The 22,462-nt window shown below is 69.1% G+C and carries 21 protein-coding genes and 1 pseudogene; 16 read left to right on the top strand and 6 right to left on the bottom strand.

From position 1 onward, the window contains the following. Positions 1-13: 13 nt before the first annotated feature. A complete protein-coding gene (cobO, locus tag ACE3TU_RS02665; RefSeq protein WP_374619936.1) occupies positions 14-622 on the top strand; it encodes a cob(I)yrinic acid a,c-diamide adenosyltransferase in 609 nt (202 codons plus the stop codon). Between the two features lie 88 nt (positions 623-710). Here the strand turns inward: cobO and ACE3TU_RS02670 are convergent, their stop codons facing one another. Both ACE3TU_RS02670 and ACE3TU_RS02675 read right to left on the bottom strand, forming a co-directional pair. Further along, entirely contained in the window at positions 711-1,193 is a 483-nt protein-coding gene (locus tag ACE3TU_RS02670; protein WP_374619886.1) for a hypothetical protein, read from the bottom strand. A gap of 31 nt (positions 1,194-1,224) precedes the next feature. Continuing rightward, positions 1,225-1,866: a cation transporter gene (locus ACE3TU_RS02675; protein ID WP_374619888.1), complete on the bottom strand. Its 642-nt coding sequence runs from the start codon at positions 1,864-1,866 to the stop codon at positions 1,225-1,227. Between the two features lie 72 nt (positions 1,867-1,938). Between ACE3TU_RS02675 and ACE3TU_RS02680 the strand changes: the two genes are divergently transcribed. Further along, a complete protein-coding gene (locus tag ACE3TU_RS02680; RefSeq protein WP_374619891.1) occupies positions 1,939-2,358 on the top strand; it encodes a helix-turn-helix domain-containing protein in 420 nt (139 codons plus the stop codon). 12 nt (positions 2,359-2,370) lie between these two features. Here the strand turns inward: ACE3TU_RS02680 and ACE3TU_RS02685 are convergent, their stop codons facing one another. Beyond that, a complete protein-coding gene (locus ACE3TU_RS02685; protein WP_374619894.1) occupies positions 2,371-3,273 on the bottom strand; it encodes a cation diffusion facilitator family transporter in 903 nt (300 codons plus the stop codon). Positions 3,274-3,543: 270 nt separating this feature from the next. Here ACE3TU_RS02685 and ACE3TU_RS02690 point away from each other — a divergent pair, with 270 nt between their 5' ends. From ACE3TU_RS02690 to cobM, 6 genes are read left to right on the top strand one after another with little or no spacing between them, the layout of a single operon-like run. After that, the gene (locus ACE3TU_RS02690) at positions 3,544-4,812 is read left to right on the top strand and encodes a sirohydrochlorin chelatase (RefSeq protein WP_374619897.1); all 1,269 of its coding nucleotides are present in this window, start codon (positions 3,544-3,546) and stop codon (positions 4,810-4,812) included. Next, positions 4,809-5,438, top strand: a complete 630-nt coding sequence (locus ACE3TU_RS02695) for a precorrin-8X methylmutase (RefSeq protein ID WP_374619900.1) — start codon at positions 4,809-4,811, stop codon at positions 5,436-5,438. Before ACE3TU_RS02690 ends, ACE3TU_RS02695 begins: the two co-directional genes overlap by 4 nt. Beyond that, a complete protein-coding gene (cbiE, locus tag ACE3TU_RS02700) occupies positions 5,435-6,790 on the top strand; it encodes a precorrin-6y C5,15-methyltransferase (decarboxylating) subunit CbiE (protein ID WP_374619903.1) in 1,356 nt (451 codons plus the stop codon). The genes ACE3TU_RS02695 and cbiE overlap by 4 nt, the downstream gene beginning before the upstream one ends. Next, a complete protein-coding gene (gene cobI / locus ACE3TU_RS02705; protein ID WP_374619906.1) occupies positions 6,787-7,500 on the top strand; it encodes a precorrin-2 C(20)-methyltransferase in 714 nt (237 codons plus the stop codon). Before cbiE ends, cobI begins: the two co-directional genes overlap by 4 nt. Then, a complete protein-coding gene (locus ACE3TU_RS02710; RefSeq protein WP_374619908.1) occupies positions 7,497-9,257 on the top strand; it encodes a cobalamin biosynthesis protein in 1,761 nt (586 codons plus the stop codon). The genes cobI and ACE3TU_RS02710 overlap by 4 nt, the downstream gene beginning before the upstream one ends. Next, positions 9,254-10,036 carry a precorrin-4 C(11)-methyltransferase gene (gene cobM, locus ACE3TU_RS02715; protein WP_374619911.1) on the top strand — a complete coding sequence of 261 codons (783 nt, stop codon included), beginning with the start codon at positions 9,254-9,256 and terminating at the stop codon, positions 10,034-10,036. The genes ACE3TU_RS02710 and cobM overlap by 4 nt, the downstream gene beginning before the upstream one ends. A gap of 2 nt (positions 10,037-10,038) precedes the next feature. On the opposite strand, the gene ACE3TU_RS02720 is transcribed toward cobM, so the two are convergent. Next, positions 10,039-10,863, bottom strand: a complete 825-nt coding sequence (locus ACE3TU_RS02720; RefSeq protein ID WP_374619913.1) for a cobalt-precorrin-6A reductase — start codon at positions 10,861-10,863, stop codon at positions 10,039-10,041. Positions 10,864-11,081: 218 nt separating this feature from the next. Here ACE3TU_RS02720 and ACE3TU_RS02725 point away from each other — a divergent pair, with 218 nt between their 5' ends. The 3 genes from ACE3TU_RS02725 to cbiB are packed head-to-tail and all read left to right on the top strand — an operon-like array spanning position 11,082 to position 14,820. Then, on the top strand, positions 11,082-12,380 hold the full coding sequence (locus ACE3TU_RS02725; RefSeq protein WP_374619915.1) for a cobyrinate a,c-diamide synthase: 1,299 nt from the start codon (positions 11,082-11,084) through the stop codon (positions 12,378-12,380). A gap of 13 nt (positions 12,381-12,393) precedes the next feature. Beyond that, on the top strand, positions 12,394-13,863 hold the full coding sequence (locus ACE3TU_RS02730) for a cobyric acid synthase (protein WP_374619917.1): 1,470 nt from the start codon (positions 12,394-12,396) through the stop codon (positions 13,861-13,863). A 3-nt stretch (positions 13,864-13,866) separates the two neighbouring features. Further along, positions 13,867-14,820: an adenosylcobinamide-phosphate synthase CbiB gene (gene cbiB, locus ACE3TU_RS02735; protein ID WP_374619920.1), complete on the top strand. Its 954-nt coding sequence runs from the start codon at positions 13,867-13,869 to the stop codon at positions 14,818-14,820. A gap of 3 nt (positions 14,821-14,823) precedes the next feature. Here the strand turns inward: cbiB and cobU are convergent, their stop codons facing one another. Next, complete coding sequence (gene cobU, locus ACE3TU_RS02740) at positions 14,824-15,381, bottom strand: bifunctional adenosylcobinamide kinase/adenosylcobinamide-phosphate guanylyltransferase (protein WP_374619923.1); 558 nt, start codon at positions 15,379-15,381, stop codon at positions 14,824-14,826. 215 nt (positions 15,382-15,596) lie between these two features. On the opposite strand from cobU, the gene ACE3TU_RS02745 reads away from it, so the two are divergent. The 5 genes from ACE3TU_RS02745 to ACE3TU_RS02765 all read left to right on the top strand — a co-directional run bounded on the left by ACE3TU_RS02745 (position 15,597) and on the right by ACE3TU_RS02765 (position 21,322). Next, positions 15,597-16,538 (top strand): BadF/BadG/BcrA/BcrD ATPase family protein, encoded by a 942-nt coding sequence (locus ACE3TU_RS02745; RefSeq protein ID WP_374619926.1) that lies wholly within the window; start codon positions 15,597-15,599, stop codon positions 16,536-16,538. Positions 16,539-16,589: 51 nt separating this feature from the next. Further along, positions 16,590-18,071, top strand: a complete 1,482-nt coding sequence (zwf, locus tag ACE3TU_RS02750; RefSeq protein WP_374619938.1) for a glucose-6-phosphate dehydrogenase — start codon at positions 16,590-16,592, stop codon at positions 18,069-18,071. Positions 18,072-18,073: 2 nt separating this feature from the next. After that, positions 18,074-18,766 (top strand): 6-phosphogluconolactonase, encoded by a 693-nt coding sequence (gene pgl, locus ACE3TU_RS02755; RefSeq protein WP_374619940.1) that lies wholly within the window; start codon positions 18,074-18,076, stop codon positions 18,764-18,766. Positions 18,767-18,830: 64 nt separating this feature from the next. Continuing rightward, positions 18,831-20,645: a phosphogluconate dehydratase gene (gene edd / locus ACE3TU_RS02760; protein ID WP_374619928.1), complete on the top strand. Its 1,815-nt coding sequence runs from the start codon at positions 18,831-18,833 to the stop codon at positions 20,643-20,645. 95 nt (positions 20,646-20,740) lie between these two features. Continuing rightward, complete coding sequence (locus tag ACE3TU_RS02765; protein ID WP_374619931.1) at positions 20,741-21,322, top strand: hypothetical protein; 582 nt, start codon at positions 20,741-20,743, stop codon at positions 21,320-21,322. 378 nt (positions 21,323-21,700) lie between these two features. On the opposite strand, the pseudogene ACE3TU_RS02770 reads toward ACE3TU_RS02765, so the two are convergent. After that, positions 21,701-22,462 (bottom strand): annotated as a pseudogene (locus ACE3TU_RS02770) (hypothetical protein); the annotation flags it as partial.

A 22,462-nucleotide genomic window follows, 5' to 3' on the forward strand; every position in this document is an offset into this window, starting at 1 on the left:
GAAGACCGACCTGATGACCGAGGCGGAGCGTGACGCCTATCACGCCGACAAGATGCGCAAGAAGAAGGAGGCGCGGAACAAGATCCTCGCCACCAAGACCGAGGAGCGCGGGCTGCTCATCGTCCATACCGGCAAGGGCAAGGGCAAATCCACGGCCGCCTTCGGCATGGTATTCCGCGCCATCGGCCACGGCTTCAAGGTCGGCGTGGTGCAGTTCGTCAAGGGCGCCTGGGGTACCGGGGAGCGCGACGTGCTGGAGAAATTCCCTGACCAGGTCACCATCAGGGCCATGGGCGAAGGCTTCACCTGGGATGTCGCCGACCGCCAGCGCGACCTCGCCGCCGCCCGCGGCGCCTGGGAAATGGCCAAGGCGCTCATCGCCGATCCAGCCTACAAGCTCATCCTGCTCGACGAACTCAACATCGTGCTGCGCTACGACTACCTGCCACTCGAGGAGGTACTGGAGGTCCTGCGCAACAAGCCACGCGACACCCACGTCATCGTCACCGGGCGCAACGCCAAGGACGAGCTGATCGAGATCGCCGACCTCGTCACCGAGATGACCGAGATCAAGCACCCGTTCCGCTCCGGCGTGAAGGCCCAGCCAGGCATCGAGTTCTGACCCGCCACACGCGGGCCAAGCCGTCCGCTGCCGCCCCGGCTCGGGCTCCCGGATCGTGTCAGATCGTCTCCGGACCGTCGAGGCGCCTTCAGCACTGCCAGCCTTCGCCGCTGTCGCGCAACGAACGGACGAGCCGGTCGATCACCGGGTCGAAGGCGGCGATTTCCGTTTCCGCATAGGTCAGCCGGAGCGTGCCGATTCCGGCCCCGCCACAGATCGGAATGGCGCGCACGTAGAGAACGTGCCCGTTGAGGACGCCCGACCAGCTGGCCCAGCTCGGAGTGACGCGCTGATCGGTCACCGCCCAGTGCTCCTGCGCGTCAAAGCCGATCTGCTGGCGAACCGCCGCCTCGAATGCGCCCTCGATCAGCAACGAGCCGGCGATCGTCAGGCTGGCCCCGCCGGAGCGGAACGAGAGCCCGTCACCATTGGCCGGCGGATCGCCCGGGAGGAATCCCGGCGGCACCTCGGCCTCGAGGCCGAATCGCTCGTTGCGGTAGTGGCCCCAGTCCGCGCCGAACGCCGGTGCGCCGAGCACTGCCAGAACCAGCAGGACAACCGTCATACGCATGGCGAAACTCTGCCGAACCGGACCGCCCCGGTCAATGCGGATGGTCGTGCCCGTCTTGCGCGCCCGCATGTCCCCACTCGCGCAGGGCCTGCCGCAGGATCTGCCAGGCCGAACTGAGGAACAGGGCGGCCATCACGCCGGCGACGATCAGGTCCGGCGCACCCGAGTTGAACAGCACCACGAGGCCGGCCGCCACCACCACGGCCACGTTGCCGACGGCGTCATTGCGGCTGCACAGCCAGACCGATCGGACATTGGCATCGCCATCCTTGTAGGCCGCCAGCAGCCAGACCGAGAACAGGTTGGCGCCGAGCGCCAGCAGGCCGATGATGCTCATCACCTCGCCGTCCGGCACGCCGAACAGCAGGAACTGGTAGAGCGTCGTCGCCGCCACCCACAGCCCCATCAGCAGCAGGCTGATCCCCTTGAGCAGGGCCGCTCCGGACCGCACCCGCGTCGGCCTGCCGATCGCCCAGAAGCTGAGCGCATAGGTAACGCCGTCGGCGAAAAAATCCATTGCGTCGGCCTGCAGCGCCTTGCTGCCGGAGAGCTGCCCGCCCGTCATCTCGACGACGAACATGCCGATATTGACGGCGGTGACGATCAGCAGCCGCCGCCGGTAGGTGTCGTTCATGCCATCGAAGCTGGCCGCGTGTTCATGCCCGTCGCTCATCGTCAATCCGCTTGCGAAACCTCTCGGGCACTCCACATAATCCCTCCAGTCACTGGAGGTTCAAGGGGCCCGATGCAGCATTTGTCGATCGGTGAACTCAGCCGGCGGTCGGGCGTCAAGGTCCCCACCATCCGCTACTACGAGGCCGTCGGCCTGCTGCCGGCGCCGCCCCGCACCGCGGGCAACCAGCGTCGCTACGGGCGGGCCGAACTCGATCGGCTGCAATTGGTCGCCCATGCCCGCGACATGGGGTTCTCCATGGAGTCGCTGCGCTCGCTGCTCCGTCTCGTCGGCTGCAGCCAGGCCCCCTGTGCCGATGTCGACGCGGTGGCGCGGGCCCACCTCGCCGAGGTGGACGAGCGCATCGCCAGCTTGACGCGGTTGCGCGGCGAACTGGTCGCAATGCTCTCGGGCGGCAGGCATGGCACCGTCGCCGAGTGCCGGATCGTCGAAGTGCTGTCCGACCATCAGCACTGCGCGGCGGCGCATTGACGGGCCACAGCGCTACAGCACCACGATGCCCGAGTGCTTCGCCTTGCTCTCGGGCTCGACATGGATGGTGATCTGGGCGCTGTCCACGGCTTCGCGCAGCTTGGCCTCGATCCGGTCGCATATCCCGTGCGCCGTTTCGACGCTCATCGCCCCGTGCACCACAAGGTGAAATTCGATGAACATCATCTTGCCCGCCTGCCGGGTGCGGATGTCGTGCGCCTCGATGGCGCCTTCGGCATTGGCGGAGATGATCTCGCGGATCAGCGTCAGCGTCCGCGGTTCCACCGCCACGTCCATGAGCCCGATGACGCTGTGCCTGATCAGCTGCCAGCCCGACCACAGGATGGTCACACCCACGAGGGCGGCGAGGATGGCATCGAGTTGCGTCCACCCCGTGGTCGCCGCGAGGACGACGCCGAGCAGGACGCCGAGGGTCGAGACGACGTCCGTCATGAGGTGCCGGCCATCGGCGCTCAGCGCCGGCGACTTCTCCTGCCTGCCCAGCCGGATCAGCCAATAGGCCCAGACGGCGTTGAGCGCCGATGCGACGATGCTGACCGCAACGCCGGTCGGGTCGAGCCGGAAGCCGCGCGGCGCGACAAAGCCGGAATAGGCTTCGCGGAAGATCACGATCGCCGCCACGGCGATGAAGATGCCGATGATGACCGCCGAGAAGTACTCGGCCTTGTGGTAGCCATAGGGCAGGCTGGCGTCGGCCGGCCGCGCCGAAAGCCGCACCGCGGCCAGGGCCACGGCGGCCGTGACGACGTTGACCACGCTCTCGAGGGCATCCGAGTAGAGCGCGATCGATCCTGTCGCCCATGCGGCGAAGGCCTTGAGCGCAAGCACCAGCAGGCCGACGGCGAGACTGCCGAAGGCCACCTTCACTGCCACGCTCGTCCGTCCCGTCGCCATTGCCGGCCAATAGACCGTCCGTCCAGGAGTGGCAAGCCTCTGTATTTGCCAGTGATTTTGAGAAGCGTTCCGATCTGGCCGGGAATCGTTTGACCCCAATCCGGCGGCTGACTACAACCCCTTGATAGCGCAGCGTTCCTCAAGGGACTGAAATTCACGTCCGGTGCGGTCGACCCAAATCGGGGACCAAGCCCGGTGCTCGCGGATGAGTCTTTGCGAACTCTGCCTCAATCGAGGTGGGCGGAACGCCTGCCCAAATCCGAGGCGAGAATGACGATCCTTCCTGACCTGCCCGCCGGTACCGGCATCATGCTCTGCGGCCACGGCAGCCGCAACCAGCGCGCCGTCGGCGAGTTCGCCGTTCTGGCCGAACGGCTGCGCGAACGCCTCCCGGGCGTGCCGGTCGAGTACGGCTACCTCGAGTTCGCCAACCCGGTGATTCACCACGGCCTCGATCGCCTGCGGGCCCGGGGGCTCGACCGCATCCTGGCCGTGCCCGGCATGCTGTTTGCCGCCGGCCATGCCAAGAACGACATCCCCTCCGTGCTCAACACCTACCAGGCGTCGCACCCGGGCCTGACCATCACCTACGGGCGCGAACTCGGCGTCGATCTGAGGATGCTGCGCGCTGCCGGCGACCGCGTGCAGGAGGCGATCGATGCCGCGCCCGCCGCCATCCCGCGGACCGAGACGCTGCTGCTCGTCGTCGGGCGCGGTGCGTCCGATCCGGACGCCAACTCGAACGTCGCCAAGGTGATGCGCATGCTGTGGGAGGGCATGGGCTTCGGCTGGGGCGAAGTCGCCTATTCGGGCGTCACCTTTCCTCTCGTGGCGCCGGCGCTCGAGCATGCCGCGAGGCTCGGCTACCGCCGCATCGTCGTCTTCCCCTACTTCCTGTTCACCGGCGTGCTGGTCAAGCGCATCTACGATGCCGCCGCCGAGGCGCGCATCCGCCACCCGCACATCGAGATCCTCGACGCGCCCTATCTCAACGACCACCCCCTGGTGATCGACACCTTCCTCGACCGCATCAGGGAGATACTCGTCGGGCAGAACCTCATGAACTGCGCCATGTGCAAGTACCGCGAGCAGGTGCTGGGCTTCGAGGCGGAGGTGGGACTCCGGCAGGAGAGCCACCATCATCACGTCGAGGGCATTGGCGGCGGACTGGAGAACTGCCCGTGCAAGGGCGATTGCGACAGCTCGTGTCGGGATGAGACCTTCTGCCTGAGGCACGGTCTGCCCTGGACGCCGCTGCACGGGCATGATGACCACGCCCATCGGCACGAGCATCCCCACACTCACGCTCACCCTGCGGCCCGCCACGCCCTGCTGGCCGATCAGGCCGCGCTGCCGGTCCGTCTCGGAGCCGTCCAGCCGCACTCGCACGCCCACGCCCACCCGCACGGGACCGGGCAGCATGCGCATGGCCACGCGGAGCATCATCACCATCCCTATCCGCATGCCGACCACCCGCTGGGCCCCCGCACCCTGCCCAAGGTCCCGGGCCGGCTGGCGCGGGAGGCGGTCGAGGAGTGACGGCCTACCTCCGCGATCCGGATGCGATCTATCGGGAGAGCTTTGCCGTCATCCGGGCCGAAGCCGATCTGTCGCATCTGCCGGAGGTGCTCCACGATGTCGCCATTCGCATGATCCATGCCTCGGGCATGGTTGACCTTGCCGCCGATATCGAGGGCGATCCGCGCGTGGTCGCCGCGACGATGGAGGCGCTGCAGGCGGGCGCGCCGGTGCTGTGCGACTGCGAGATGGTGCGGGCCGGCATCATCCGCCGGCAATTGCCCGAGGCGACCGAACTCATCGTGACCCTGGGTGCGCAGAACGTTGCCGAACTGGCGCGGTTGCTCGCAACTACACGGTCCGCCGCCGCGGTGGACCTGTGGCGCCCGCGCCTTGCCGGCGCCGTGGTCGTCATCGGTAACGCGCCGACCGCCCTGTTCCGCCTCATCGACCTGATTCTAGACAAGGGGCCGCGTCCGGCGGCCATTATTGCCACACCCGTCGGCTTTGTCGGCGCCGCGGAAAGCAAGGCCTTGCTCGCTGCCGACCGGCTTTCTATTCCATATCTGACGGTGCGCGGTCGGCGGGGAGGGTCTGCCATTGCCAGTGCCGCGCTCAATGCGATGACGAAAGGCCTCTCCGCATGACGGCCTGGCTGCATATTGTCGGGGTTGGAGAACGCGGGCCGAGCGAGTTGCCGCCTGCCTTCAAGCTGCTGCTCGGCTATGCCGAGGTGGTCATGGGTCCGGCCCGGTTCCTCGCCGGTGTCGAGCCGGTCAACCGCGCGGGGGCCAGCGGTGACCTGTTCAACCCGGAGTTCGTTTCGAAGCGCAGTTTCGAGGCGGTGGCGCGGGCCCTGTCGGGCGAGCCGGCGGAACCCGCCTCGTCCGCCAGCTATGCCGATGGCCGCACGCTGATCGAGTGGGAACCGCCGCTTGAGTCGATGATCGATCAGGTGATGCGGCTGCGCGGGACTCCCACCGTCATCCTGGCTTCGGGCGATCCGATGTGGTTCGGCATCGGGGCCACCCTGACCCGCTATCTGGTTGCCTCCGAGTATGTCGTGCACGCCCACCCCTCGGCCTTCCAGCTGGCGGCCGCGCGCCTGCACTGGCCGCTGCAGGCCGTCACGACCCTGTCGCTGCACGGCCGGCCGGTGGAACTGTTGCACCCGCACCTGCAGCCGGGCAATCGCATCCTCGCCCTGACCTCTGACCATACCACGGTCGACCTCGCCATCGAGTTGTTGACCGATCGCGGCTACGGGCGCAGTCACCTCACCACGCTCGAGAACCTCGGTGCCGCCGAAGAGCGGATCACCACCGAGGAGGCTGATGCCTTCGACACCCATGGGGTCGGCGATTTCTATGTGCTGGCCATCGAGTGCGTGCCGGATTTCACCGCGCCGCTCCTCCCCGTCGTGCCGGGCCTGCCGGACGAGAGCTACGTCAATGACGGCCAGTTGACCAAGCGCGAGGTGCGGGCCACCACCCTCGCCAAGCTCGCCCCGTTTCCCGGGGCGGTGCTGTGGGATGTCGGCGCAGGCTCAGGTTCCGTCGCCATCGAGTGGATGCGATCGGTGCGCGAAGCGATGGCGGTTGCCTTCGAGCGCGATGGCGAGCGCATGCAGATGATCGCCGTCAACGCCGCGGCCCTGGGTGTGCCGCATATCGAGATCGAGGGCGAGCAGGCGCCCGCGAGCTTTGCTCGCCGCACGCCGCCCGATGCCGTGTTCATGGGCGGCGACGTCGGCAATGACGACCTCTTCGATGCCTGCTGGAGTGCCCTCAAGCCGGGCGGCCGCCTGGTGGCCAATGCCGTCACGCTCGATGGTGAGCATGCGCTCTATTCGCGGCACCTCCAGCTCGGGGGCGAACTGGTGCGCATCGAGGTGTCGACGCTCGATCGCGTCGGCGGCCACCGCGCCTTCAAGCCGCGCATGGCGGTGACGCAGTGGTCGGTCACCAAGGCATTGCACGGGCTGGTCGTGTCGCCATGACCGCGACGCTGTTCCTCGTGGGGGTCGGCCCCGGCGATCCGGAACTGCTGACCCTCAAGGCGGTCCGCTGTCTCGGCGCCGTCGCCGTCGTGGCCTATCCCTCGACCGGCGACGGCGCAGCGCTCGCCCTCGATATCGCCGGCGGCTACGTCAATCCCGCGGCACTGCGTCTGCCCTGCTCCATCCCGATGGCCCGCGAGCGAGGGCCGGCACAGGCCGCCTACGACGACGCGGCCGCGCGCATTGTCGATCACCTCCGGGCCGGTCGCGATGTCGCCTGGCTGTGCGAGGGTGATCCGCTGTTCTATGGCTCGGCCATGTATCTCGTCGGTCGGGTCGCCGGCATCGCCCCGGTCGTGGTCATTCCCGGCGTCACCTCGCTGACGGCGGCGGCCGCGGCGATCGGTCGGCCGCTTGCCGCGCGCAACGAGACGCTCAAGGTGCTGCCCGCGCCGCTCGAGGACGCGGTGCTGCGCGCCGAACTGGCCGTCGCCCCCGCGGTCGCCATCATCAAGGTCGGGCGGCACTTCGACCGCATTCGGTCCCTGCTCGTCGAAACGGGCCATGCCGAGGGCGCCATGGTGGTCGAGCACGCCACCACCGGTCGGCAGCGGGTCACCCCCCTCGTCGCCTTCGCCCATGGCGAGCGCCCGTATTTCTCGACCATCCTCTGCTATCGTGGCGTCGAAGCTTGGAGCGTCGCCTCGTGAAACCGGCCGTCATCGTGTTCTCCGATTCCGGCCGGGAAGTCGCCGCGCGCATCGTCGACGCCGTCGGCGGCGATCTGTGCGTTTGCGGGGGCGATGCCGCCGATGCGTCGGTCCTGCTGCCCCGGCTGTTCCGCGAGGGGCGTCCGATCATCGGGGTCTGCGCTGCGGGCATCCTCATCCGGCTGCTCGCGCCCTCACTTTCCGACAAGTCGGTCGAGCCCCCGGTGCTGGCCGTGTCCCACGATGCCGCCGCGATCGTGCCGCTGCTCGGCGGGCACCGCGGCGCCAACCGGCTGGCGCGCGACCTGGCCGTGTCGCTTGGCGGACACGCCGCCATAACCACCGCCTCGGACAGCAGGTTCGCGCTCGCGCTCGACGAACCTCCGCCGGGGTGGACACTCGGCACCCCCCAGGATGCTCGTCCGGCCATGATGGCCATGCTGCTCGGCGCCAAGCTGCAGGTCGAAGGCTATGCGCCCTTCCTGGCGGAAGCAGGCTATCCGGTTTCCTCGATGGGCGCGGTCAAGGTGCTGGTCAGCGAGCACCGGGGCCGCATCGAGCGCGGTATCGTCTATCATCCGCGCACGCTGGTCGCCGGCGTCGGCTGCGAACGAGGCGTCAGCACCGAGGAGGTGATCGAGATGATCGACCTCGCCCTCGACAACCGCGATCTCGCGCCCGAGAGCCTCGCCGCCATCGCCTCGATCGACATCAAGGCCGACGAGCCGGCGCTGCTCGGCGCCGCGGCGCATTTCGGTGTGCCGTTCAGGCTGTTCTCGGCGACCGAGCTCAGCCAGGAGCGCTACCGGCTCAAGTCGCCTTCCGACTACGTCGAAGAGACCGTGGGCACGCCCAGCGTTGCGGAAGCGGCGGCCCTCAAGGCCGGACCGCTGGTCGCTCCCAAGATCAAGTCGAAGCGCGTGACCTGCGCCATCGGGCGGGCGCCGCGTCCCATCGATACCGCCAGGTTCGGCCGGCCGCCGGGACTCCTCCACCTGGTGGGCGTCGGACCGGGTGCCGCCGCCTTCCGCACCGCTGCCGCCATTGCCGCGCTCGAGGCCAGCACCGACTGGGTCGGCTACGGCCTCTATCTCGATCTCGTCGCCGACCTGCGGGCCGGTCGGACCGAGCATCGCTACGATCTGGGCGAGGAGGAGCCGCGTGTCCGCCATGCGCTGGAGCTCGCCGGTTCCGGCAAGGTCGTGTCGCTGATCTGTTCGGGTGACTCCCAGATCTACGCCATGGCGGCGCTCGCCTGCGAACTGCTCGATGCCGAAGGCGAGCGCGCCGTCTCTCCGGTGGCGCGGCGCGTCAACCTCGAGGTTCATCCCGGCATTTCGGCCTTCCAGGCCGCCTCCGCCGCGGCCGGAGCCCTGATCGGCCACGATTTCTGCTGCATTTCGCTCTCCGACCTTCTCACCCCGCGCGAGCAGATCCTGGCGCGGCTCGAGGCAGCGGCCACCGCCGACTTCGTCACGGCGCTCTACAATCCGCGCTCGCAGCGTCGCACCGATCTGCTCGACGCCGCCCGCCGGCTGTTTGCCGAGCATCGACCACCGCAGACCCCTGTGGTCATCGGCTCCAACCTGGGACGGCCGAGCGAGACGGTGCGCGTCGTCGAACTGCAGCACTTCGACGCCAGCGAGGTCGACATGCTGACGATTGTCATCATCGGTGCCTCGTCGTCCCGCATCTTTCAGCGCGGCAACGGCCTCGTCGCCTACACGCCGCGCGGCTACGCAAGGAAGCACCAGTGACCGTCTATTTCATCGGTGCGGGGCCGGGTGCTCCCGACCTGATCACCCTGCGCGGGCAGCGCCTGATCGAGCGCTGCGAGGTCTGTCTCTATGCCGGTTCGCTGGTGCCGCCGGAGATTGTCGCATCGGCGCCGCCCGGGGCCCTCGTGCGCGACACGGCGTCGATGCATCTCGACGAGATCATTGACGAAATCAACAAAGCCCATGACGAAGGCAAGGATGTCGCTCGCGTCCACTCGGGCGATCCATCCATCTACGGCGCAGTGGCCGAGCAGATGCGGCGGCTTGATGCGCTGGGAATCGACTACCAGGTAGTGCCCGGCGTGCCGGCCTTTGCCGGCGCCGCCGCGCAGCTGGCGGCGGAGCTGACCCTGCCGGAGATTTCTCAGACCATCATCCTCACCCGCACCTCCGGCAAGGCGTCGAGCATGCCGCAGAGCGAGAGTCTCGAGGTCCTCGGCCAGTCGAGGGCGACGCTTTGCATTCATCTCTCGATCCGCAACCTTGCCTACGTGGAGACGGCGCTGACGCCCCATTACGGTGCTGATTGCCCGGTGGTGATCGTCTACCGGGCCACCTGGCCGGACGAGGAAGTGATCCACACGACGCTCAGCCAGATGCGGGCCCGTGTCAGGCAGGAGAAGTTGACGCGCACGGCCCTCATCCTCGTCGGCCGGGTGTTCGGCGAGACCGCGTTTCGCGCGTCGCGGCTCTACGACGAGGGGTTCGCCCACGTGCTGCGCAACGCCGGCAAGAAGAAGCTCAGGGCCGCCCCGTGAGCCTAGGCGCGGTCGAGCCGCAGCGCGGCAATGGCCTGTCCGACGGTCGGCACCTCATGCGCCGGGGGCAGTGCCGGTCTGGCGATCATGATCACCGGCAGGCGCAGCTGCAGTGCCGCCGCCAGCTTCGCTTCCGTCTGCACGCCACCGGAGTTCTTGCAGATCAGGTGGCTGATGCCTTGCTCCTGCAGCAGCGCCAGTTCGCCCCCGAGGAAGAACGGCGGCCGCGCGACCAGCATGGCGGCATTCACCGGCAGGGGTTTCTCCGGCGGCTCGATCGAGCGGACGACGAAGCTGCAGTCGGTTCGGGCGAGGTAGACCTCGAGATGCGTGTGGCCAACCGTGAGCAGCACCCGTGCCCCCTTGGGCAGGCTCGCGGCCGCTTCCTGGGGCGATGCCACGTGCTTCCAGAACGCATATTGCGGCTCGTGCCAGGCCGGTCGCACCAAGCGGACCAGCCGCACTTCGGCAAGTTGCGCGGCCTTCACCGCGCCGGCCTTGATCTCTGCGGCATAGGGGTGGGTCGCATCCACCAGCCGGTCGATGCGCTCGGCCTTCAGGAAGCCCGCGAGCCCGTCGGCCCCGCCGAAGCCGCCCACCCGCACATTGCCCCTGGGCAGCAGTGGATCGCTGGTCCGTCCGGCGAGAGACGTCGTGACCTCGTGGCCCATCGCCACCAGCCGTTCCGCCAGCAGTCGCGCCTCTTCCGTCCCGCCCAGGATCAGGATTCTCATCGCCCAGTCGTTTCCCCCTGCGATCGCGCCGCTGCAACTGCCCGCCGGCACGACGATCGCCGCGGCGCCGCCAGCCAGGCGCTTCGCTACCACGCTTCCCTCACGCGACACAGAGTCGGCAAGCGGAATGCGTGGGCTCGCTGCCTCCGGCACGGCCGTGCCGGTACGCTCGGTGGCCAGCCCTTCCGCCGCACTATAGGCACTAGCCCCAAGGAAGCGCAGAAGAATTCTGCGCCTTCCCGCGGTGTGTCCTGGTCTGCGGCCCGGCGGCTCGCGCCGGGGATGCGCTGTGGCGATTCCGGGGTTCCCGCATGAACGGCCTCGTCATCGCCGCGCCCCGGTCCGGTTCCGGCAAGACCACGCTGACGCTGGGCATCGCCGCCGCCCTGCGGGCACGCGGCCTGGCCGTGGCGCCCGCCAAGACGGGCCCGGACTACATCGACACCGCGATCCTCGCGCGCGTCGCCGGCCGGCCGGCGGTCAACCTCGATCCCTGGGCCATGTCAGGGCCGCGCCTCGCGGCCCTCGCCGCCGCGCCTTCGCCGGATGCCGACCTGCTCCTCGTCGAAGGGGTCATGGGGCTTTTCGACGGCGCCGCCGACGGCCGGGGCAGCACCGCCGATCTGGCGGCCGCCCTCGGCCTGCCGGTGATTCTCGTGCTCGATGCCGAGCGCCAGAGCCAGTCCATCGCCGCGCTGGCCCACGGCTTCGTCACGTGGCGAAGCGACGTTCGCGTCGCCGGCCTGATCGTCAACCGCGCCGCCTCGGCGCGCCACGAGGCCATGCTGCGCACAGCGCTCGCGTCTTCCGCCGTGCCGCTGCTCGGCGTCATCCCCCGGCGCGAAGGGCTCGTGCTGCCGGATCGCCACCTGGGCCTCGTCCTCCCCGATGAGGTCGCCCGGTTCGATGCGGTGGTCTCCGCCGCGGCCGAAGCGGTCGAGGATTACCTCGATCTCGATCGTCTCCTCGCGCTTTCGACGCCGCTGGCCGGGGCGGGCGTATCGGCACCCGCGCGGCGCCTGCCCCCGCTCGGCGGGCGAATCGCCATCGCCCGCGACGCGGCGTTCGCCTTTCTCTATCCCCATATCCTCGCCGACTGGCGCGGCGCGGGCGCCGAGCTGACCTTCTTTTCCCCGCTCGCGGACCAAGCACCCGAGGCCGCGGCCGATGCAATCTTCCTCCCGGGGGGGTATCCCGAGCTGCACGCCGCGCAGCTGGCGCAGGCCTCCCGGTTCATCGCCGGCCTGCGCGCCGCGTCGGCCCGCGGCGCGCTCCTCTACGGCGAGTGCGGCGGCTTCATGGTGCTCGGCACCACCCTCACCGACAGGGCCGGCACCGCCTATTCCATGGCCGGATTGCTGCCGCACGAGACCCGCATCGACCGGCCGAAGCGCGTCCTAGGCTATCGTCGTCTCGCTCACCGCAGCCCGTTGCCCTTCCCAGCCGAACTTGCCGGCCATGAGTTCCACTATTCTTCGGCACGGCGCACGCACGGCACCCCGCTGTTCGCCGCCACCGACGCGCTGGGCGAGTCCTTGCCGCCAATGGGTCTGGTGGTCGGCCGGGTGATGGGCTCCTATGCCCACGTCATCGACACCGCGCCGTTCTAGGGAAATGCCTCGCATGCCTGCCAGATCGCTGATGTTCATGGGGACCGGCTCCGACGTCGGCAAATCGCTGATCGTCGCCGGCCTCTGCCGCGCCTTTGCAGATCGCGGGCTGCGTGTTGCGCCCTTCAAGCCGCAGAACATGTCGAACAATGCCGGCGTGACCGTCGATGGCGGAGAGATCGGCAGGGCGCAGATGCTGCAGGCGCGCGCCGCCCGTCGCGCCCCCGTGACGGCGATGAACCCCGTCCTCCTCAAGCCCGAGCACGAGGCCGGCTCGCAGGTGATCGTGCGTGGCAGGCGCATCGCCACCATGCCGGCGCGGGAGTACTGGGCGAAACGCGGAGATTTCCTGCCGAGCGTGCTCGAGGCGTATGACAGCCTCGCGGCCGATGCCGACCTGGTCCTGGTCGAGGGCGCCGGCAGCGCCTCCGAGATCAATCTCCGCCACGGGGACATTGCCAATTTCGGCTTCGCCCGCGCCCGCAACCTGCCGGTGGTGCTGATCGGCGACATCCAGCGCGGCGGGGTCATCGCCTCGCTGGTCGGCACCTTCGCCGTCATCGATGCCGAAGACGCCCGGCTGATCGCCGCCACGCTGGTCAACAAGTTCCAGGGCGATCCGACCCTGTTCGACGACGGTCTGCGCATGATCGCCGCAAGGACCGGCGTGCCGTGCCTCGGGCCGGTGCGCTGGTTCGACCGGGCGGACCGCCTGCCCGCCGAAGATTCCCTCGGCCTGGCGAAGCAGCGGGAACGCGGTGGCGGCCCCTTCGTCATTGCCGTGCCGCACTTGCCGCACATCGCCAATTTCGACGATCTCGATCCCCTGCGCGCCGAACCCGGCGTCGAGGTGGTGATGGTGCGTCGGGGCGACCCCATCCCCGAGGCGGACCTCATCGTCCTCCCCGGCAGCAAGGCGACTATCGACGATTTCCGCTTCGTCCAACAGGAAGGATGGGGCATCGACATCATGGCGCATCACCGGCGGGGTCGGCCGATCCTCGGCATCTGCGGTGGCTACCAGATGCTGGGCGAGCGGATCGAGGATGCCCTCGGCATCGAAGGTCTGCCCCGGGCGGTCGACGGCTTCGGGCTGCTGCGCGTTGACACGAGGCTCGGCGAGAGCAAGCAGCTCCGCCTCGAGACCGCCCGCCACAACCCCACCGGCGAAGCGATCGAGGGGTACCACATCCACATGGGCGAGACCCGGGGTGAGGATTGCGACAACCCCTTTGCGACAGTTGCGGGCCGGGCCGAGGGCGCCATCAGCCGCGACGGCCTGGTGATGGGCACCTATCTGCACGGCCTGTTCGCGGCCGACGGCTTCCGCCGCGCCTTCCTCGGTTCACTGGGCGCCGCGACACTGGGCGAGCAGTCCTATGAGCGCGACATCGACCAGACCCTGCAGCTCCTCGCCTGGCATCTCGAGGCCGGTCTCGATCTCGACCGGCTGCTGGCGCTGGCCCGCCCGCCGGGGCCGTGACGGATGGAGGCCCTGCTCGCCCCGCTCGCTCTGCTTGTCGAGCGCCTCGCCGGCTACCCGCAACCGCTGTTCAGGGCGATCGGACACCCGGTGACCTGGATGGGCGCCCTCATCGATCGCCTCGATCGGCGGCTCAACCGCGGAGCAGGGCGCAGGGCCCGGGGCGTGCTGGCGCTGGTCCTGCTGCTGGCCGCCACCGCGCTCGTCACCGTTCCGCTCGCCTGGCTGTGCCGGCTCATCCCGTTCGGCTGGGTGCTCGAAGCCGGGCTCGCATCGAGTCTGCTGGCCCAGTCTTCCCTCCGCCGTACCGTGGCCGATGTCGCGGCCGGCCTGCGTCGCTCCCTGCCCGACGGCCGGTCCGCCGTCAGCCACATCGTCGGCCGCGACCCCGAGGCGCTCGACCGGGCCGGAGTGGCGCGCGCCGCCATCGAGAGCCTCGCCGAGTCGAGCTCCGACGGCATCGTCGCTCCGCTCTTCTGGCTGGTTGTCGGCGGCCTGCCCGGGATTGCCCTCTACAAGGCCGTCAATACCGCCGACTCGATGATCGGCCACAAGACCGAGCGATATCTCGCCTTTGGCTGGGCCAGCGCCCGCTTCGACGACCTGCTGAACCTCGTCCCGGCCCGGCTGACGGCGCTGCTCGTGGCAATGGCCGCCCTCTTCGTCCGAGGCGGTCGGCCGACGGTCGCATGGTCCACGGCGCTGCGCGATGCGCCAAGGCACGACAGCCCCAATGCGGGCTGGCCCGAGGCCGCCTTTGCCGGCGCGCTCGGCTTTCGCCTCGGCGGGCCGCGCAGCTATGGCGGGGAGATCGTCGATCTGCCCGCCTTCGGCGACGGCCGCGCCGACCTGGGACCGGACGATATCGAGCACGCGCTCCGGCTCTATCGGAGGATGCTCGACCTTGTCCTTGCCATCACCGCCGTCGCCGCCGTGCTCGCCTGGCAGCTGGGTTGACCGTCAGGCCTCGTGCACCCGGCGCGGGGCGGGCTCCGTCTCCGCTGGCCTTCCCTTCAGCACCAGCGGCAGGCCCGCGACGACGAAATAGGCATCGTCGCAGATTTCGGCGAGCCGCTGGTGGGCCGCGCCGGCCAGGTCCCTGAACGTGCGGGCCATGGCATTGTCGGGCACGATGCCCAGCCCGACCTCGTTGGAAACCAGGATCGCCCGCGCGTCGACCGTCTCGCGCAAGGTCGTCACCAGCTCGTCGACCGCGGCGGCGACATCCTCGTTGGCGATCAGCAGGTTGGTGATCCATAGCGTCAGGCAGTCGACGAGGATCGCATCGTGCTGCCTCGCCGCCCGGCGGATCGCAGCGCTCAACCGGAGCGGTTCCTCTATGGTGGTGAACTGGTGCGCCCGCTGCTGCCGATGCGCGGCGACCCGCTCCCGCATCTCGGCATCTAGCGCCTCGGCCGTGGCCAGGTACGCGGGCCGTTCCCCGGCCCGCATGGCGAGCCGCTCCGCAAAGCCGGTCTTGCCCGAGCGGGCCCCTCCCAGCACCAGCACGTGTCCCATGTTCCGTCTCCTCGCCACCGCCGGGGCATTCTAGCGCAACGCGCCGGGCGCTGTATCGATCCCGAGCCCGTGCCGTCCACGCATGCGTGCCATGCAGGCGGATCGCTTCCGTGACGCGGCCCATCGCTTATTCTACTTTCGTCTAGAGGTCTTTGGCATTATGGTCCGCGCCGGACTCGGGGGCCCCTGGGTCGGCCAGCCAAGAGACGTGGAGAGTGCCGCTCGTGCCTAGGTACTATCTCGGGGTGGATGGTGGCGGCACCAATTGCCGTATCCGCCTCGCCGACGAGAACCTGCAAACCCTCGCCGATGCAGGCGGGGGCAGATCGAACCTGCAGATCGAGGGCGGCGAACCGGCCTACCGCTCGATCACCGAAGGCACGCGCGAGGTCTTCGCCAAGGCCGGCATCGATTTCGCCGAAACAGCCAACACCCATGCGTGCTTCGGCATGGCGGGCGGGCGTCTCCCTTCGGCCCGCGCCGCCTTCGAACAGCGGCAATGGCCGTTCGCCAATGTCCGGGTCTATGACGACATCGACATCGCCCGCGCCGGTGCGCATGGTGGCGCCGACGGCGCGGTGATCATCGTGGGCACCGGCTCGGCGGCCCTCGCCATGGTCGACGGCCAGCGCCACCAGTGCGGCGGCTGGGGCTTCCATATCGGGGACCAGATGTCGGGGGCGATCCTCGGTCGCGAACTGGTGCGCTATGCGGTCGAGGCCGCCGATGGGCTGGTTCCGGCGTCCGAGCTCACCAGCGCCGTCATTGCCCGGCTCGGCGGCAGCATCGATGCGGTGATGGACTGGTCCTTCCCTCAGGATCCGCGCGGCCCGCTGACGGCCGCCGCCGGCGCCCCCTCCACCTTGCTGGGCCGGGCACCGGCCGAGTTCGGCGCTCTCATCCCGCTGTTCTTCGACTTCTACGACAAGGGCGACCCGGTCGCGCTGCGGCTGATGGAGATCGAGCTTGGCTACATCGATGCCTATGTGAACTGGTTCAAGGCCCGCGGGGCGCGCACCATGGCCGCCGTCGGCGGCTTCGGCACCAGGCTCTACCCGCTGCTGATCGCCCGCTACGGCGAGTTCATCGTCCGCCCCATGCACGAGCCGCTGCACGGGGCCGTCATCCTTGCCAGGCAGAACTTTCCCCCCGCCTGACGATTACCGACTGAGTATCGCATGAACTACCTCGACAGGAGCCTCAAGAGCGTGTCCAGCCGCATCATCCCCGTCCAGCCGTTCGACTACGTGGTGTTCGGTGCGACCGGCGACCTGACCAAGCGCAAGCTCATTCCGGCACTCTACCACCGCTTCAAGGATGGCCAGTTCGATGAGCAGAGCCGGATCATCGGTGTCTCGCGCTCCAAGCTCAGCGATGCCGACTTCCAGACGCTGGTGCGCGAGTCGATCGCCGCCTTCGTTGAATCCGGCTACCAGGACGCGGCCACCATCGATCGGTTCGTGTCGGTCTGCTCCTACATCGCCAACGACGTCACCGACGAGGCCAAGTGGGGCGACCTCAGCAAGAACCTGCGAAACGATCCCAAGGTGGTGCGCGCCTTCTACCTCGCCATTGCCCCCGACCTGTTCGGTCCGACCTGCGAGTACATCCACAAGCGCAAGTACTATCGGCGCGATGCCCGCGTGGTCATCGAGAAGCCGCTCGGCCATGACCTCGCCTCTTCGATCGCGATCAACGACGAAGTGTCGAAGATCTTCCACGAGGATCAGGTCTACCGCATCGATCATTATCTGGGCAAAGAGACGGTGCAGAACCTGTTGGCGCTGCGCTTCGCCAACATCATGTTCGAGCCGATCTGGAACTCGGCCCACATCGATCACGTGCAGATCACCGTCGCCGAGTCGGTCGGCGCGGGCACTCGCGGCTACTACGACGAGTCCGGTGCGCTGCGCGACATGGTGCAAAACCATATCATCCAGCTGCTCTGCCTCGTCGCCATGGAACCGCCGGCCTCCGATGCCGCCAATGCCCTGCGTGACGAGAAGCTCAAGGTGCTGCGCTCGCTGAAGCCGGTGACAGGTCCGGACGTGCCGCGCGTCACCGTGCGCGGGCAGTATCGCGGCGGCAGCGTCGACGGTGCCGCCGTCGCCGGTTACCAGGACGAACTGCCGGTCGAAAAGAAGGGCTCGCGCACCGAGACCTTTGTCGCCGTCAAGGCCGAGATCCAGAACTGGCGCTGGTCGGGCGTGCCCTTCTACATCCGCACCGGCAAGCGGCTGCCCAGCCGCGCCTCCGAGATCGTCATCCAGTTCCGCCATATTCCGCATTCGATCTTCGATCATGCCGAGGGGGCGCCGCGGCCGAACCGGCTGGTCATCCGCATCCAGCCCGACGAGGGCGTCAAGCTGCTGATGATGATCAAGGACCCCGGCCCGGGCGGCATGCGCCTGCGCGAGGTGCCGCTGAACCTGAGCTTTGCCGAGACCTTCGCCGATCGCACTCCGGAGGCCTATGAGCGCCTGCTGCTCGATGTCATCCGCGGCCAGCAGACGCTGTTCATGCGCCGTGACGAACTGGAGGCCGCCTGGATGTGGGTCGATCCCATCCGCGACGGCTGGGATGCCTCCACCGACGCCCCGCAGAGCTACACGGCGGGCACCTGGGGGCCGACTGCCGCCATCGCCCTGATCGAGCGCGATGGCCGCACCTGGCACGAGGACGGGCATTGAACGTGACGCGGCGCAGCTTCGGCACCAAGGAGGACCTGGCGCTGGCGCTGGCCGAGACGGTTGCCGAGCGCCTCAACGACGGCATCGCCGCGCGGGGCAGGGCGGTGCTGGCCGTCTCGGGGGGCTCCACTCCCGCGCGCTTCTTCTCGGTTCTTGGCCGCCGCCGCGATATCGACTGGGGCAAGGTGATCGTCACGCTCGTCGACGAGCGCTGGGTTCCGGAGACTTCGGACCGGTCTAATGCCGGCCTGGTCAACGAGCGTCTGTTGCAGGGGCCGGCCGCGATCGCCCATTTTGTCCCGCTCCATACCGGTGGCGAGGCGCCGGACGATGCCGCCATCGCCCGGACCAACATGCTGGTCAATGATCTGCCGAGGCCGTTCGACGCGGTCATCCTCGGCATGGGCAGCGACGGCCACACCGCGTCATTCTTCCCCGGAGGCGACAGTCTCGCCGCGGCCTTGACCGGCAAGGGACCGGCCATCGCCATCCGGGCCCCGGGGGCGGGGGAACCCCGGGTGACGCTGGTGCTTGAGCGCCTGCTCGATACCAGCGGTCTCTACCTGCATATCGAAGGGGAGGAAAAGGCCGGCGTGCTCGAAAGGGCATCGGCAGAGGGGGCGATCGAGGACATGCCCGTCCGCGCCGTCCTGCGCCAGAGCCGGACCCCTCTGACCATCTTCTGGAGCCCGTAGGCCCGCGTCCGGCAACGGTTTGTCCGCTGCCCGCCGGCCTCGTGCTTCCCCCAAGGAGTTCGAGATGAACGTCGTCAAGACCGTCCATGAAGTCACCGAGCGCATCGCGTCCCGGAGCGCCGCCTCGCGCCGCGACTACCTCGATCGCATCGAGGGCGCGCGGGTCAAGGGGGTGCACCGCGCCGCGCTGGCCTGCGGCAATCTCGCCCACGGCTTTGCCGCCTGCGCCCCCGGCGACAAGGCCAAGCTCGCCGGTTCGAAGGCGCTGAACCTGGGCATCGTCACCTCCTACAACGACATGCTGAGCGCCCATCAGCCCTATGCGACCTATCCCGACATCATCAAGGACGCGGCCCGCTCGATCGGCGCCACCGCCCAGGTCGCCGGCGGTGTGCCCGCCATGTGCGACGGCGTCACCCAGGGCCAGCCGGGCATGGACCTCAGCCTGTTTTCCCGCGACGTCATCGCCATGTCGACCGCCATCGCGCTCAGCCACAACATGTTCGATGCCGCCGTCTATCTGGGCATCTGTGACAAGATCGTTCCCGGCCTGATGATCGGCGCGCTGACCTTCGGGCACCTGCCGGCCGTCTTCGTCCCCGCCGGCCCGATGCCCACCGGCATTTCCAACGACGAGAAGGCCAAGGTCCGCCAGCTCTATGCCGAGGGCAAGGTCGGCCGCGCCGAACTGCTCGAGAGCGAGGCCAAGTCCTATCACTCGCCGGGCACCTGCACCTTCTACGGCACCGCAAACTCCAACCAGATGCTGATGGAGATCATGGGCCTGCATCTGCCGGGCGCCAGCTTCGTCAATCCGGGCACCCCGCTGCGCGAGGCGCTGACCCGCGAGGCCACCCGCCGGGCCCTCTCGCTCACCGCCGAGGGCAACGACTACACCCCGATCGGCCACGTCATCGACGAGAAGGCCATCGTCAACGGCATGGTCGGTCTGCTCGCCACCGGCGGCTCGACCAACCACACCATGCACATTGTCGCCATCGCCGCCGCCGCCGGGCTGCATGTCACCTGGGAGGACATGTCCGACCTCAGCGCAGCCGTGCCCCTGCTCGCCCGCGTCTATCCCAATGGCGTCGCCGACGTGAACCACTTTCACGCCGCGGGCGGCATGGGCTTTCTCATCCGCGAGCTGCTCGAGGCGGGGTACCTGCACGAGGACGTCAGGACTGTCTGGGGGCAGGGGCTCTCGGGCTACGCGGTCGAGGCGCGCCTTGCCGAGGACAAGCTGGTCTTCGAGCCGTCCCCGGTCCAGTCCGGCAACCCCAAGGTCCTCGCCCCGGTCCGGCAGGCCTTTTCGCCGAATGGCGGCCTCAAGGTCCTGTCCGGCAATCTGGGCAAGTCGGTGATCAAGGTCTCCGCGGTCAAGCCGGAGAACCGCGTGGTCGAGGCACGGGCACGGGTCTTCCACACGCAGGACGGCATGCTCGCCGCCTTCAAGGCGGGCGAGATCACCGGCGACGTCGTCGCCGTCGTCCGCTTCCAGGGCCCCAGGTCGATCGGCATGCCGGAGTTGCACAAGCTCACCCCGGCGCTCGGCATCCTGCAGGATCGCGGGCACAAGGTCGCGCTCGTCACCGATGGCCGCATGTCGGGAGCATCGGGCAAGATCCCCGCCGCCATCCACATGACGCCCGAGGCCGGCGACGGCGGCGCCATCGCCAAGATCCGCGACGGCGATCTGCTCCGCCTCGACGCCGACGCGGGCACGCTCGCCTTCATCGGCGACGAAAGGGAGTTCTTCTCCCGCACCCCCGCCACCGAGGACCTTCGCCGCGATCACCACGGCATGGGCCGCGAGCTCTTTGCCGGCTTCCGCGCCCTGGTCGGCACCGCCGATCGCGGCGCCAGCGTCTTCGGCTGAGCCGGCTTCGCGCCGGGACATCGTCCCTCGCCGCGGCGGGCATTCCGGGACTACGCATAAGGCGCTAGACTGCGACCCGCAGGGGAGGAGTCGCAGTGGGCAGTCTTTGGCGCGCGGGAGGGCTTGCGGCGCTGCTGGCGCTGGCCGGGTGCGCGTCGCTGTCGCTGGACCCGGCGGCGCGCCCGCGCCCGCTCGATCATCTCGACGACGATATCGCCAGCCTGCTGCTGGTCTTCGACCTGCCGGCGTCCCTGGAACCGGTCCGGCAGGGCTCGGTGGTCAGCCTCGACTTTGCTGCCCCGGCCGATGGCGGGCGCCATATCCGCGCCGCCCTGGTTGCCGCCGATGCCTCCGACCTCGCCGATGCCCTGCCGCCGCCCGCCGACGGGCGCAGCTACTACTTTTTCGGCTTCTCCGGCGCCGACCAGGCGTCCATTCGCGCGGCCCAGGAATGGGCGAGAGCCCTGCCGCCGGGCAACACCGCCATGACGCTGTCGCTGAGCCCCGGCCTCTGCCGCACCGCCGAGATCGACCCGGCGCGAGTCAGCGTCTCGGTTCTCGTCGCCCTTCCCGGCGCCTCCGGCCTCGCGCCGCTGCTCGCCGATCGGTCCGTCGAGGACGTGCTGGCGGCCGCCTCGATCGAGACGGTGCCGGCCTGCGATGGACATTCGGGGTAGGCCCTCACCCTAGCCTCATGTGTGGGGCACCATTGTGCCACCCCCACCGCGGTCACCCCGGCGGAGGCCGGGGCCCATCCTGAGATGCATCCCGTCTGCAAGGTGCTGGGTCCCGGCCTGCGCCGGGATGACATCGAGCCTGCGGTACCGGCCGGGCCACCCCCATACCTCGTTCTCTCACCGGGGCATCCCCGCGAAAGCGGGGATCGCCGTTTGCCCCTCTCGGTTTGCGTGAGTGGGATCGCGTGCAAGCGGAGGTTCCCGCTATCGCGGGAATGACACCGTGGGTGGGGCAATACCCCCCACTCCCTCGCTATGGGTGGGCGCGGCTGCTTCCGCTGTGGCGACCGCTGTACTCGCGACGATGCGTGTCTCGCCCTAGAAGCCGCCGCCGGTCTTGAAGCCGCCGCTGGTGCGATTGCCGCTCGATCCCGTCCGCGGCCGCGAAAAGCCGCCGCTGCTGCCCGGGCTGCCGCCGAAGCCGCCGCCGCCTGCTCCCGGCAGGCGGCCCCAGCTTCCCCCGAAGCCGCCCTGGCGACGGCTGCTCGTGCCGCCGCCGAAGCTCGAATCCGGCCAGGTGAAGCCGCTCGGTGCCGGCTCCTGGCGACGCGGCTCCGCCCGGCTGCCGCCCGACCACTTCTGGCTGCGCTGCCACTGTCCCCAGTAGTCCGCCGCGCTGATCCCGCCGCGCAGGAAATCGGTGAGCAGGTCGCCCACCAGGCTGTCCTCCCGGAAGCTCGAGCGCGGATTGTCGAAGCCCTGCTTCTTGAACTCGTACTGGATGTCCTCGAGTTCGCGTCGCCGCGCCGCCAGCGTCTTCAGCCGTGCCCGCTGTTCGCGGCTGTCCGTCTCTTCCTCGGCGGCGCGCTGGCGCACCTCGTCGATCTGCTTGACGATGGTGTCGTCCTGCCCGGTCTGGGTGGTGCGTGCGGCCGCCAGCAGGGTCTGGATATCCTCCCGTCCCAGCGCTTCGGCGAGGCCGTTGACCGCCGTGCTGAACGCCGGGTCGCTTCCCTGCGCCAGGTCCCGAACGCCCTTGGCCCGCTCGTCGCGCCTGTCCTCGAGCGCCACCATGTCGCCGTCGATGGCAGCGATGCGCGCCCGGGCCGCCTCCATCGCCTCGCGGGCCGGCTTGCCGCC

Source organism: Devosia sp. (assembly GCF_041917035.1).
Classification (GTDB): Bacteria; Pseudomonadota; Alphaproteobacteria; order Rhizobiales; family Devosiaceae; genus Devosia_A.